The sequence below is a fragment of the Vibrio sp. GLN_1 genome (assembly GCF_043106015.1).
In the GTDB taxonomy this organism is placed as follows: domain Bacteria; phylum Pseudomonadota; class Gammaproteobacteria; order Enterobacterales; family Vibrionaceae; genus Vibrio; species Vibrio parahaemolyticus.
The window spans coordinates 487,575-500,538 of the sequence record NZ_JBICMD010000014.1 but is presented as its reverse complement, the minus strand read 5'-3'; the positions used below and the strand labels follow the sequence as shown (position 1 = coordinate 500,538).

Below are 12,964 nucleotides of genomic sequence, written 5' to 3'. Positions count from 1 at the left end.
ACGATGAAGCGCAGTTCCAACGTTAAACGTTCTTCCATGGATAAAAGCTTAAAGCTTGGAAAAATCATACCGTTCGCGGCATTTGGCGGAATTTTCTTCCTTGCGACCCAAGAATCAAAGACTGAAGGCTACATTTTTTCTGACGCCGATGAATGTAAATCCAACTCGCCAGAGTTTAGTGAGCAGTGTAATATAGCTTACCAAGAGGCATTGGCTCGTGCTGAACGAAATGCTCCTCGTTATAACAATGAATTCGAATGTGAAAACGACTTTTACGAAGACGATTGTTACTACAGCTCAAGCTCTCGTGCTTATGTCCCTCATTTTGGCGGCTTTTTCTATAGTCGTTCAGTTAATGATTTGAAAGGTTACAACAAGAGTTATTATTCGGAACCGATGTACCGCTATAAGTCCAAATTTTATAACGGTGCAGGCCAGTTTTTTGGCTCCTATCGTAACCAGTCGACCAAAGTCGCGACCAGTAACTTAAACAAACGTGGGGGCGGAACCATTGGAAGAGCCATGTCTCGAGGTGGATTCGGGAAAGCGGTTTCGGTCAGTCGTGGCGGTTGATTATGTTTCGACGAGAGATACAAGAACGAGAAAACTGGCGTGAATTAGCACGCCAGTTTGGTTTTGGTTTTCATTCTATGTATGGGCAACCGTATTGGGATGAGAGTGCTTACTACCAATTTACGCTGGAGCAAATCGAGCACGACCTAGAATCTCCCACTGAAGAATTGCATCAGATGTGCTTGTCTATTGTGGATGAGGTGGTTCGCTGTGAGCAACTACTGACGAAATGTGCGATTCCTGAGTTGATGTGGGAACAGGTAGCGTCTTCGTGGCAACGAAAAGAGCCTTCACTCTATTCTCGTTTGGATTTTGCGTATAACGGAACATCACCAGCAAAGCTACTCGAAAACAATGCCGATACACCGACAAGTTTGTTTGAAACGGGTTTTTGGCAATGGGTGTGGCTGGAAGATGTAGTTAACAAAGGTCGAATTCATCAAGCTGCGGATCAATTCAATATTCTTCAAGACTTTCTAATTGAGCGTTTTGCGGAGATAGCCAAATATCAACCGGGACAAACTCTCCACTTTAGCTGTTGCAAGTACACAGAAGAAGATAAAGCGACTGTCCAGTATTTAGAAGATTGCGCGCGCGAGGCGGGGCTAGCGACAGCTTTTGTGCACGTCGAAGATATTGGTGTAACGGAAGACGGAAAATTTGTGGATGTGGACGAACGAGCCATTCGTTGGATGTTCAAACTTTATCCTTGGGAATTCATGTTTGAAGAGGAATACGCGAAATACTTAGCGACTGCAAACGTCAACTGGCTAGAACCCATGTGGAAATCGATTTTATCCAATAAAGCACTTTTGCCATTGTTGTGGGAACGCTTTCCAGAGCATCCCAATCTTTTGCCTGCCTATTTTGCTAATGACCCAAAAGCGAGTTGTTTGAACGATTATGTCATCAAACCGTTATTCTCACGGGAGGGGGCGAATATTGAGATCGTCAAAGATGGAAAGCGCTTGGTGAAAACTCCGGGGCCTTATGAATCGAAGTTCAATATCGTTCAGAAATATCATCCGTTGCCTAAGTTTGGGCAGAACCATACGTTAATCGGTAGTTGGCTCGTCAATGATAGAGCGGCGGGTATTTCGATTCGTGAAGACAGTAGCCTAGTGACACAAGATATGGCGCGCTACATTCCACATGTGATTTTGACGTGATCAAAAAAGCTCTCCATTCAGAGAGCTTTTTCATATCAGATGTTCAATTTCAATGATCAACGATTACGTTATTTTATTGCTCTTCAGCCAACGCAACACCGCGTTGAGTAAGACCACATAGCATCACAGGTATAGCATTGAAGATCTCTTCAAATTGCTCTAAGCCTTCCATGCCTTGCTCTGCAAGCGTTGCAATGGTGGTTTCTGGATCGTACAACATGGTAAGAGAGAGCAGCACTCCACCCAATAGGGCACTGTCTTCGCTGTCTTCTGGCATTAACGTTTCCCAATCATCACGTGTCAGTTGCCAACCTTGAAGTACACCTTCACAGAAATCTCGAGTACTTGCTGAGACAATGTCTTGCTCATCGAGAGTACATCCTTCAGGCCATTGCCAAGAACCTTCTAGCAAAGCTGGTCGAGTTTGGTTCCACATTTGTACAATTTCATCAATGTACAGTTCTAGTTGTTCACCATCTGAGAAAGGTGCTGTCTCTTCGCCGCCCCATAAGAATGGCAGCCACTCTTGAGGGTTCAACACGTTTGGCGCTGATGCCATCGCGGTTACAAAGCCTTGAGTTTTCGCTAGGTTTAGTAGTTTTCCATCAAGTTCTGGAAGAGAAAGCATGTCTTGTAGTTTCAAAATAGAATACCATTTGTTAATGGGCTGATTGGTTGCGCTCATCTTACCAATCAATCAGTGATAAATCGATATTAGGGAATGATTCGTCTACAGATATGGAAATTCGTTCGTCACTTAGAAAAAAAAGCATTCTCGCTCTCACACTGTACCTGTGTTTTTTTATCGCTACGATAGGGTCGGTGGTGTACTTGGTGGTTGAGCCACCTGTCCGTGACAAACTAGAAAGAAATCTCGATTTACGTACTCAACTGCTTGCTTCCCAGATAAAAGAGCCGCTCATCACATCCACGGGCGTACTGAATAGCTTGGTTGGGCTTGCGCAAAGCTCAAACCAAAGCGATTCCCTTAAATCGACCATCCCTCAGATTTTAAGATTAAGCGACGAGATCATCGTCAGCGGTGGATTGTGGCCCAAACCAGAACTCAAAGAAGAACGATGGCGGTTTACCAGTTTGTTCTTTAACAAGAACAGTGAGGGGAACATCGATCAGATTCATTCATACAACAATCCAGAATCTGGCGGTTATGACAATGAGCCGTGGTATCGCGCAGCCGCTGAACGACCGTCAGGCTCGGTGAGTTGGTCTGCGGTGTATATTGATACTTTCACTCAAGTTCAAATGATTACCGCCTCTGCGCCGTATTATAGAAATGGAGAGTTTGCAGGCGTTGCGACGGTCGACCTTTCTTTGGAGGCCTTGTTCCAGTTCATTCGTGAGCACACCAACCAATACTCTTTGGGTGTGGTAATTCGAGATGCTAACTCGAATGTCATCATCGAACACAACTTTCAAATCACCAAACAAATGTACATTAGTAAACTCGATTTTGGTGAATTTCATTGGAAGCTAGAAGTTGTCAATGCTAAGGCGAAAGTGGCAGATCAAGTGTTCGAGCAAGTCATGAGTGTTGAAGGCGGCATCATCCCATTCTTATTGCTATGCGTTCTCGTTGGGTACTATTTACTTAACCGATACATTGTCGAACCTATCGTACGAATCGCTACAAAAATTGATGATTCCAAAACTGGCGGGATCATTGATATCGATTACGGAAGTGAGGACGAAATCGGCCATCTCATTACCAAATTCAACGAGAAGACCATTTACCTCGAACAAGAGAGAGTAAAAGCCCAAGCGTCGACAAATGCCAAAACTGCTTTTCTTGCCACTTTGTCGCATGAAATCCGTACGCCGATGAATGGGGTACTCGGCACCGCCCAAATCCTTCTCAAAACGCCGTTAACGGACGAACAAAGAAAACACCTTAGTACACTATACGATTCTGGTGATCACATGATGACGCTCCTGAACGAGATTCTTGATTACTCCAAGATAGAGCAGGGACATGTAGAGTTTTCGAACTCGCCATTTCCCATAGAATCGATCATCGGCAGTATAAAAAGCGTTTATCATACCTTGTGTGCAGAGAAAGGATTGCAGTTTAAGGTGACGTCGTTAGTCCCTGCGGGACGCTGGTATGACAACGACAAAGCGCGCCTTCGTCAAGTGTTGTTTAATTTACTCAATAACGCTGTGAAGTTTACTGACAGAGGCATTGTTGAAGTGACGCTGAGTGAGCAAACTCACTATGACAAAACTGTGTTGGTTATCGCGATAAAAGATACGGGAATAGGGATATCTAAAGAGGCGCAAAAACGTATATTTCGCCCATTTGAGCAAGCAGAATCATCAACCACAAGGCGCTTCGGCGGGACTGGCCTTGGCCTTGCAATTGTTAAAGAGATCGCCGAGCACATGGGCGGTCATGTGACTGTGCAAAGCCAAGAAAATATCGGCACTACATTCACGGTTGAAGTTGAGATCTCTCCTTGCGAACCTGGGAAAGTGGAATCAGGACATAGGCACAAGCTCAATTGCAATGGTTTGAAGGCCTTGATAGTAGAGGACAATCGAACCAACGCCATCATTATGGAAACCTTCTTAAGAGCAAAGGGCTTTGAATGCTCAAGTGTTGAAAATGGACAGCTAGCGGTAAATAAAATAGCTGTAGAGCCGTTCGATTTAATATTAATGGACAACCATATGCCTGTCCTTGACGGAGTTGGGGCAATCTCAGCAATTCGCTCCATGAGCAGCGCTGCGAAGTCGGTACTGATATTTGGTTGTACTGCGGATGTGTTCAAAGAGACCCAAGAGCGCATGTTAGGCGTAGGCGCTGACCATATCATTGCTAAACCAATAGTGGAGTCCGAACTGGATGATGCTTTGTACCGACATGCCGATTTGCTGTATCAATATCAAACCAAGCAAAATCAACAAGCATTAGAAGTGTTGGGAACCGATTCTTTGCTGATTAGCTTTTATGTCGCTCTAGATAATGGCAATCTCGGAGACGCGCTTGATGCGCTGCTTGCTATAATGGATAGCCTTCAACCTAATACAGATGAGGTATTGTCGGAGGTAATCACTAGGATTAAACGCGATCTACTGCGTCAATCCCTACCCGATCAGGAAGATATAGACACATTAACTATGTTACTTGCTACGCCGTAATTTACAGATAAAAAAGCAGTCCATTGGTTTTCTTCGTCGCTCTTTTGACGCTTCCTGAACTTTAGCGTATTTTTACCATATCGGTAGTGCTTTGTGCCGTCATTTATACTCTGAGTTTTTACATCTAGGTAGCATAAGCGTTTGCAATTGGTGTAATAAAACCAAATTTTGTTCCAATTCTATACCATCTACTCATTTTCAACCCTCTTAAAAGTAAGTCATTTCCATATTTTTGTGCCTTTTTTACCCGTAAAATCCTGTTTTTTCGCTAAAACGGTGAAAAAAACTACTTTTGTTTCTAAAGTTGGTTATTAATTTACAACTTCATTTTAAATATGGAGCCATAATCTACAAATGTTGTGATTTAATAGTGTCATTAACTGGTAATTAAGTTGTGTGGCAGTTAATCATATTTAGTTCTTTATTAATTGCAGTGTTTGATTTTAGGGGTTGTAAATGAAGTCTCGTGGACCATTTTGTATTCGTCATGCCGCAGCGGATACTTTTGCTATGGTTGTTTTTTGCTTTATTACAGGGATGATTATCGAGATTTTGATTTCAGGAATGACGTTTGAGCAGTCTCTGGCATCACGCACGTTGTCTATACCAGTAAATATCGCGATTGCTTGGCCTTATGGCATGTTCCGTGATTGGGTTTTGCGCCAAGGTAACAAACTTTCACCTTCCTCTTTCATGAAAAATGTGTCTGATCTTGTATCGTATGTGCTTTTCCAATCACCTGTGTACGCCGGCATTCTTTTAGCCGTTGGTGCATCGTATGATCAAATTGTTACGGCAGTTGCGAGCAACGCTGTGGTTTCTTGTGGAATGGGCGTGTTATACGGCTACTTTTTGGATATGTGCCGTCGTTGGTTCCGCGTTCCGGGTTATCATCAAGGCGTTTGATTGACACTGTTTTGTTCAATTTAGTTACTTAGTGAGCAAACGAGTGTAAAAGAAGGCTTTTTTTACGGTTTAGCCTTGACCATGAGGCTCATAATCATTAAATTAGCGCCTCGTTAGCCAAGAATGCTAACCACAATTTGATTCGGTGAGTTGTCCGAGTGGCTGAAGGAGCACGCCTGGAAAGTGTGTATACGGCAACGTATCGAGAGTTCGAATCTCTCACTCACCGCCACATTCGAAGCCCTAGCAGAAATGCTGGGGCTTTTTCGTTTTATCAATTCGTATTTTTCTCCTTCCTTTCCTTATTCTTCTCGAAAAGCCTATTTATATCCATCTATCTCAATTTATTTGTTGCTATAAGCTTTAAACATAAATAGATCATCTGCCTAACGTCATTTACTGTTTGAGGCGATTCTAAGGACAACATGAATAAAATCAGGCTACGTTGAAATCAACTTAAGTACTATTTTGTTACATTTTTCACGTCGTGAATCATTTATTTTTCATCATTCTTGTGATTTGCCTCGATTAAAGAAAATTTCCTATAAATCAATTAATTGTTGAAAACAGAACCGTTATCAAAAAGACAAAAAATATTAGATAAAGTTGATCTAGTTACTCAGTTGAATAGTCCATTTGTTTGATATGATAGTGAACGAATTGTACATATATATTAAGGGAATCTATTCATGTTCCAAAACTTTACAATCAAACAAAAGATAGTGATTCCTCTATCTTTGATAATTGGATTGTTCACCGTGAGCTCAGTATTAAATGTTATGACAACGAGCAAGCAATCTGAATTAAGCGACACCTTAAATGAACAGATCGTACCCAACCTGTTCACGATTGAAGATGCGTACCGCGATCTTTACCAAGCGACTTCTGCTGTTCAAGGCATTGCCTTAGCAGAAACACAAGCAGATATTGATCATCACATTCACGAGTACAAAGACAATGCTTACAAAGCGTTGCCGCGTATGGAAAAAGTGATTGAGCTATCGCGTGCGGGAGTGATGCCTGCATCACACGGTGCTGATGTGCAAAAACTGGTGAGTTTAGGTCAAAAGTGGCTACAAAGTTACGAAGTGATGTTGAGCAAGCCTCAATCTCAATGGCTAAGCTACTACAACGAGCACAAGAACACGTTTGAGGAGCAATTTGTTGATGTTCGCGCCCAGCTCAATGTCGTGAAAAGTGCTATCGAAGATAAGCAAGGTGAGTTGAAGTCAGACATTTCTGCGGCGACTGCACGAGCAGAATCGATTTTAGAAATGGGTATCATCGTTGTGATCTTAGCGGCGCTTGGCATGGTGTTCCTGCTGCTACGCACAGTACTTAAACCATTAAACGACATCAAAGACGCAATGGCGCAAATCGCTTCGGGTGATGGTGATCTTAGCCAACGAATCCAAATTAATACGCAAGATGAAATTGGTCAGCTGGCGAAGGCATTTAACGAGTTTGTTTCTAAAATCCAAGCGACCGTGTCACAGGTGATTGATAGCTCAAACACGCTTCGTCAAGAGATGGCAAACTTAAGCTCGCTCACCGCGACGATTGCAGATTCGACAGTATCTCAACAGCGCGATAGCGAAGCAGTTGCTGCAGCAGTGCATGAAATGCAAGTGACTAGCCGCAATGTGAGCGAGAGTGCAAATGAAGCAGCAGTTGCAAGCCAAACCGCGAATGATGAGCTTTCTAATACCAATGTGATTTTGGAGCAAACGGTCGGCTCGATTCGTGACTTGGCTGGAGAGATCGAAAGCGCAAGCCATGTGATCAATACGCTAGATAATGATGTGAGCGATATTGCCTCTGTACTAGATGTAATTCGCGGCATTGCAGAACAGACTAACTTACTTGCACTGAATGCGGCGATTGAAGCGGCGCGAGCGGGTGAGCAAGGTCGTGGTTTTGCTGTGGTTGCTGACGAGGTACGCTCTCTTGCAAGTCGTACGCAGCAAAGTACGGGTGAAATCCAAGCTATGATTGAAAAGCTTCAGTCTGGTGCAGGGCAAGCTGTGGAAGTGATGCGTGGTAGCCAAAATAGCAGTGAAGAGACCATTCAATCTGCCGGGCGAGCAAGCGAATCTCTGGCTGAAATTCTCAATGCAATTTCACGCATGAATGAGATGAACACGCACATTGCAACTGCAGCGAGTCAACAAAGCACAGTGAGCGATGAAGTGAATACCAACGTTCAGGGTATTGCAGACAGCAGTACATCGATTGTTGATATTGTCACGCAGGCTCAGCAATCACTTGCGATGCTGTCACAACAAACTCAGAGATTGGATCAGCAAGTCAGCCAGTTCCGAGTTTAAGCTCTGATATTTTAAATTGATGCGAAACAGCCCGCTGATGTGCGGGCTATTTTTTAGCTGATGTTTAACGTCGCTTTTCGCCAATTGGATTTAATCAATTAAATCTGGACTTGACCTCAAAACTCTGTACAAACACTCGCCGTTTTTATCATCAATTTACACACTTTTTGACCCGTCCACTTGTACACAGAAAAGTGTGATTTCCAACACAATATCTTCAAATCTGAGAGTTCTATTGCACCTTTACAACAAACGTATTCGACAAGCGTATAGAAACGTAAATTTTGTTGTATGTACAACACTAGGTAATTATCATTCTAAGTAATTTGTTTGGGATAAATGTATATCCACTAATCATAATCGAGCCATTCAGAAAGCATTGAATTGGATATTTGTAGGGCTTACAAAATAAGAGAGATGTTTCATGAGACGTAGAACCACGCTATCGCTGCTGATTGCATCGAGCCTGTTTATGGCGGGATGTCAACCAAGCCAAGAAGGAACTGAGCAAGGTGGTGGCGCCGCTCCCGCAACCGAAGTGAATGTGTTGACGGTTGAACCTGTTCGACAAGCTTTGACGGTTGAGTTGCCGGGCCGCAGCCGTGCATTTAAAGAGGCGGAAGTCCGCCCACAGGTAACGGGTATTATTTCAGAACGTAACTTTGTTGAAGGTGGCGTTGTGGAAAAAGGTCAGTCGTTGTATCAAATTGATGACTCTTCATTTCAAGCGGATTTGCTTAGTGCAGAAGCGGAGCTGATTCGTGCGCAAGCTTCTGAAGAATCGACGTTTGCAACCGTTAAACGTTACCGCGCATTGATTACCAAGAAATCGATCAGTCAACAAGATCTGGATGAAGCAGAAGCGGCTTACAAAGAAGCGAAAGCGCAAGTGCTCGTAGCCAAAGCGAAGATCAATACTGCAAAGATCAATTTGACTTATACCCGTGTGAAAGCGCCGATCAGTGGCGTGATCAGCAAGTCAAATGTGACTGCGGGAGCGTTGGTTACGGCAAACCAAGCCGACAAGCTAACGACGATTCAACAACTTGACCCGATCAACGTGGATATCGTTCAGTCTTCTGCTCAATTGCTGCGACTAAAAGCGGCGCTTTCTCAAGGTCACATGCAAGAAGATCAATCTGCGCAAGTCGCATTGACGCTTGAAGATGGCTCGACTTACGAGCACAAAGGCACAATGAAGTTCACGGAAGTTAACGTGGATGAAAGTACGGGAAGCGTGACTTTGCGAGCGGAATTCCCAAATCCTGATGGTTTACTTCTTCCGGGTATGTTCGTGCGTGCGACCGTGATTACTGGTGTTGACCCTAGCGCGATTTTGATCCCGCAAAACACCGTGACTCGCGATGCAACAGGCAAAGCTTCGGTGATGACGGTGAGTGCTGATAATACCGTGGCGATTACGCCAGTCATCACGGCGGAAGTTATAGACAACCAATGGCGCATCATTGATGGATTAAAAGCCGGTGACCAAGTCATTACTGCGGGTTTGCAAAAGGTGCGTCCGGGTAGCCCAGTCACCATCCAAACGGGAGAGCAGGGATAATCATGGCTCGATTTTTTATTGATCGTCCGGTTTTTGCTTGGGTACTGGCGATTCTGACCATGCTTGCAGGGATCATGTCCTTGTTCAACTTGCCAGTGTCGCAATATCCAACCATTTCGCCGACCACGATCACCATCAGCGCGCGCTATCCTGGTGCTTCTGCTAAAACGGTAGAGGACTCTGTCACGCAGGTTATCGAGCAAAACATGACAGGCCTGGATTACCTACGTTACTTGTCTTCGAGCAGTGACGCTTTCGGTAATGCGACCATTACACTGACTTTTGATAGTGAAGCCGATCCTGATATCGCGCAGGTTCAAGTGCAGAACAAACTGCAATTGGCGTTGACTTCGCTTCCTATGGAAGTGCAAAGCCAAGGTATTGTGGTGAACAAATCTAACACCTCATTTTTGATGGTGGTGGCGGTTTATTCTGACGATCCAGATTTTACACAAAACGACATTGCCGACTTTGTTGTAACCAACATTCAAGACCCAATCAGCCGTGTGACGGGTGTGGGTCAAGTACAGGCTTTTGGTTCTCAATATGCGATGCGTGTGTGGCTTGACCCGTTTAAGCTGACTCAGTTCAACCTGACAGCAATTGACGTTGCAAATGCGATCAGTGAGCAGAATGCGCAAGTGTCATCTGGTCAATTGGGTGCAGCACCTGCGCAGAAAGGTCAACTGCTTAACGCGACGATTTCTTCTGCGAGTCGTTTAAGCAGTGTGGCTGAGTTCCAAAACATCATCCTGAAATCAGATGCGAGCGGTGCAAACGTTTATCTAAGAGACGTTGCTCGTATTGAGCGCGGAGCAGAAAGTTACGATATTCAAGGTCAGTACAACGGTTTGCCGGCGTCTGGTTTAGGTATTTCACTTGGTACAGGTGCGAACGCGCTGGAAACGGCGGCTGCAGTCAAAGAGCGTTTAGCGGAGTTGAGTGAAAACTTCCCAGACGGTCTGAAAGTCGCTTATCCATTTGAGACAACACCGTTTGTAGAAGCATCGATTCAAGAAGTAGTGAAAACGCTACTGGAAGCGATTGTGTTGGTGTTCTTAATTATGTACCTGTTCTTACAGAACTTCCGTGCAACGATCATCCCGACGATTGCGGTTCCGGTTGTACTCTTGGGTACGTTTGCCATTCTTTACGCGACTGGCTTCAGCGTGAATACCCTGACGATGTTTGCGATGGTTCTGGCGATTGGTTTGCTGGTGGATGACGCCATCGTTGTGGTAGAAAACGTTGAGCGTGTGATGCACGAAGACGGGCTCGATCCAAAAGAAGCCACTAAGAAATCGATGGGGCAGATCACTGGCGCGTTGATTGGTGTTGGTTTGACCTTATCGGCAGTATTCGTCCCTATGGCATTTATGTCAGGTTCGACCGGGGTGATTTACCGTCAGTTCTCGATCACCATCGTTGCTGCGATGACGTTGTCAGTGATGGTTGCGATCATCCTGACACCAGCGCTGTGTGCTACGTTACTGAAAAAAGGTGACGCTGAATTTACGGATAAAAAAGGTTTCTTCGGTTGGTTTAACCGTAAATTTGACTCGATGACGGCAGGTTATGAGGCTGGTGTAGCCAAGTTGCTAAAACGCACTGGGCGCATGTTGTTGGTGTTTGTGGCAATGAGCGCTGGTGCGGGTTGGTTATTTATGAATCTGCCGACGTCTTTCCTACCAGATGAAGACCAAGGTACGGTGTTCTCGATGGCAATCTTGCCGCCGAACTCGACTCAAGAGCAGACAGAAAAAACACTCGATAAAGTGCGTAGCTATTTCTTGGAAGAAGAAAAAGACAACGTGAGATCCGTGTTTACCGTGGCTGGTTTTAGTTTTGCTGGTCAAGGCCAAAACATGGGTATGGCGTTTATTGGCTTGAAAGATTGGTCTGAGCGCGAAGCGCCGGGTTCGGATGCTGCATCTTTGACTGGCCGTGCTATGGGTTACTTCTCAACCATCAAAGAAGCCATGGTATTTGCGTTTGCACCTCCTGCCATCCAAGAGTTGGGTAACGCAACGGGTTTTGATTTCTATCTACAAGACTCCCTGAGCCTTGGTCACGAAGCATTGGTTGCCGCACAAGGGCAATTACTGGGAATGGCAGCGCAGAATCCAAAACTAGTTGGTGTTCGTCCGAATGGCCAATCTGATGCACCAATGTACCAAGTTCATGTAGATCACGTTAAATTGCGCGCGCTGGATGTCAGCATCAACGACGTGAACCAAATCCTATCCGCCGCTTGGGGTGGTGCGTACATCAACGACTACATTGACCGTGGTCGCGTTAAAAAAGTGATGGTGCAAAGTGATGCAGAGTTCCGTATGCAGCCAGAAGATTTTAACTCGTGGTATGTACGTAATGCGCAAGGTGAAATGGTGCCGTTCTCGGCGTTTGCAAGTGGTGAATGGACGTATGGTTCACCGCAGCTTCAACGCTTTAATGGCCTGGCCGCAATGAACATTCAAGGTGGCGCTGCTCCGGGTGTCAGTACGGGTGAAGCAATGGCTGAGATTGAAGCGATGGTTGAGCAGTTACCAGAAGGCTTTACGGTGAACTGGAACGGCATCTCTTATGAAGAGCGTTTGTCCGGCAACCAAGCTCCAATGTTGTATGCGTTGTCCATTTTGGTCGTATTCCTAGTACTTGCTGCATTGTATGAAAGTTGGTCTGTACCGCTTGCGGTCGTGTTGGTTGTACCTTTAGGCGTATTAGGCGCTGTGCTCGCAGTACTTGGTCGTGGAATGGACAACGACGTGTTCTTCCAAGTGAGTTTGTTAACCACAGTGGGTCTAGCTACGAAAAACGCGATTTTGATTGTTGAGTTCGCGAAAGAATATTACGAGAAAGGTGCAGGTCTGATTGAAGCTACACTGCACGCGGTGCGTGTGCGTCTTCGTCCAATCATCATGACGTCCTTGGCGTTTGGCTTGGGTGTGGTTCCGTTGGCAATCAGTGCTGGCGTGGGCTCTGCTGGTCAAAACGCGGTAGGTACTGGTGTGCTTGGCGGCATGATCAGTGCAACCTTGCTTGGTATCTTCTTTGTTCCGGTGTTCTTTGTTGTGGTAGAGCGTTTGTTTGATCGCCGTGCCCAAAAAGAAGCGCAGAAAGAGCGATCTCAAGAACTCGCTCCAGCAACGGAAAAGTCGGAGTAAGACTTCGTAAGCTTAACTGAGTTATACTAATAACAATAAACATAATAAAAGGGCGCGTAAGCGCTCTTTGTTTATGCTTTCAACTCGATGGTTTAATACGCC

Annotated in this window: 8 protein-coding genes and 1 tRNA gene; 8 read left to right on the top strand and 1 reads right to left on the bottom strand. The window is 45.0% G+C overall.

Features of this window, described 5'->3' with window-relative positions; all coding sequences use genetic code 11:
* Positions 1-3: 3 nt before the first annotated feature.
* Positions 4-573 carry a DUF1190 domain-containing protein gene (locus ACF8OV_RS07160; RefSeq protein WP_193256342.1) on the top strand — a complete coding sequence of 190 codons (570 nt, stop codon included), beginning with the start codon at positions 4-6 and terminating at the stop codon, positions 571-573.
* A 2-nt stretch (positions 574-575) separates the two neighbouring features.
* Positions 576-1,742 carry a glutathionylspermidine synthase family protein gene (locus tag ACF8OV_RS07155; protein WP_025637024.1) on the top strand — a complete coding sequence of 389 codons (1,167 nt, stop codon included), beginning with the start codon at positions 576-578 and terminating at the stop codon, positions 1,740-1,742.
* Positions 1,743-1,815: 73 nt separating this feature from the next.
* Here ACF8OV_RS07155 and ACF8OV_RS07150 read toward each other — a convergent pair whose 3' ends face one another.
* Positions 1,816-2,427: a YecA family protein gene (locus ACF8OV_RS07150; RefSeq protein WP_005459839.1), complete on the bottom strand. Its 612-nt coding sequence runs from the start codon at positions 2,425-2,427 to the stop codon at positions 1,816-1,818.
* 53 nt (positions 2,428-2,480) lie between these two features.
* On the opposite strand from ACF8OV_RS07150, the gene ACF8OV_RS07145 reads away from it, so the two are divergent.
* The 6 genes from ACF8OV_RS07145 to vmeB all read left to right on the top strand — a co-directional run bounded on the left by ACF8OV_RS07145 (position 2,481) and on the right by vmeB (position 12,862).
* A complete protein-coding gene (locus ACF8OV_RS07145) occupies positions 2,481-4,901 on the top strand; it encodes a hybrid sensor histidine kinase/response regulator (RefSeq protein WP_029843721.1) in 2,421 nt (806 codons plus the stop codon).
* A gap of 456 nt (positions 4,902-5,357) precedes the next feature.
* The gene (locus tag ACF8OV_RS07140) at positions 5,358-5,807 is read left to right on the top strand and encodes an L-alanine exporter AlaE (protein ID WP_005459815.1); all 450 of its coding nucleotides are present in this window, start codon (positions 5,358-5,360) and stop codon (positions 5,805-5,807) included.
* A gap of 144 nt (positions 5,808-5,951) precedes the next feature.
* Positions 5,952-6,039 (top strand) — tRNA-Ser (locus ACF8OV_RS07135).
* 457 nt (positions 6,040-6,496) lie between these two features.
* The gene (locus tag ACF8OV_RS07130) at positions 6,497-8,134 is read left to right on the top strand and encodes a methyl-accepting chemotaxis protein (RefSeq protein ID WP_021453313.1); all 1,638 of its coding nucleotides are present in this window, start codon (positions 6,497-6,499) and stop codon (positions 8,132-8,134) included.
* 424 nt (positions 8,135-8,558) lie between these two features.
* Positions 8,559-9,698 (top strand): multidrug efflux RND transporter periplasmic adaptor subunit VmeA, encoded by a 1,140-nt coding sequence (gene vmeA / locus ACF8OV_RS07125; protein WP_017448300.1) that lies wholly within the window; start codon positions 8,559-8,561, stop codon positions 9,696-9,698.
* A 2-nt stretch (positions 9,699-9,700) separates the two neighbouring features.
* Positions 9,701-12,862 carry a multidrug efflux RND transporter permease subunit VmeB gene (gene vmeB, locus ACF8OV_RS07120; protein WP_005477950.1) on the top strand — a complete coding sequence of 1,054 codons (3,162 nt, stop codon included), beginning with the start codon at positions 9,701-9,703 and terminating at the stop codon, positions 12,860-12,862.
* Positions 12,863-12,964 lie beyond the last annotated feature (102 nt).

Excerpts from the sequence above, each read along its gene's own strand:
- ACF8OV_RS07160 (WP_193256342.1), top strand. The coding sequence starts at position 4 with ATGAAGCGCAGTTCCAACGTTAAACGTTCTTCCATGGATAAAAGCTTA.
- ACF8OV_RS07155 (WP_025637024.1), top strand. The coding sequence starts at position 576 with ATGTTTCGACGAGAGATACAAGAACGAGAAAACTGGCGTGAATTAGCA.
- ACF8OV_RS07150 (WP_005459839.1), bottom strand. The coding sequence starts at position 2,427 with ATGAGCGCAACCAATCAGCCCATTAACAAATGGTATTCTATTTTGAAA.
- ACF8OV_RS07145 (WP_029843721.1), top strand. The coding sequence starts at position 2,481 with ATGGAAATTCGTTCGTCACTTAGAAAAAAAAGCATTCTCGCTCTCACA.
- ACF8OV_RS07140 (WP_005459815.1), top strand. The coding sequence starts at position 5,358 with ATGAAGTCTCGTGGACCATTTTGTATTCGTCATGCCGCAGCGGATACT.
- ACF8OV_RS07130 (WP_021453313.1), top strand. The coding sequence starts at position 6,497 with ATGTTCCAAAACTTTACAATCAAACAAAAGATAGTGATTCCTCTATCT.
- vmeA (WP_017448300.1), top strand. The coding sequence starts at position 8,559 with ATGAGACGTAGAACCACGCTATCGCTGCTGATTGCATCGAGCCTGTTT.
- vmeB (WP_005477950.1), top strand. The coding sequence starts at position 9,701 with ATGGCTCGATTTTTTATTGATCGTCCGGTTTTTGCTTGGGTACTGGCG.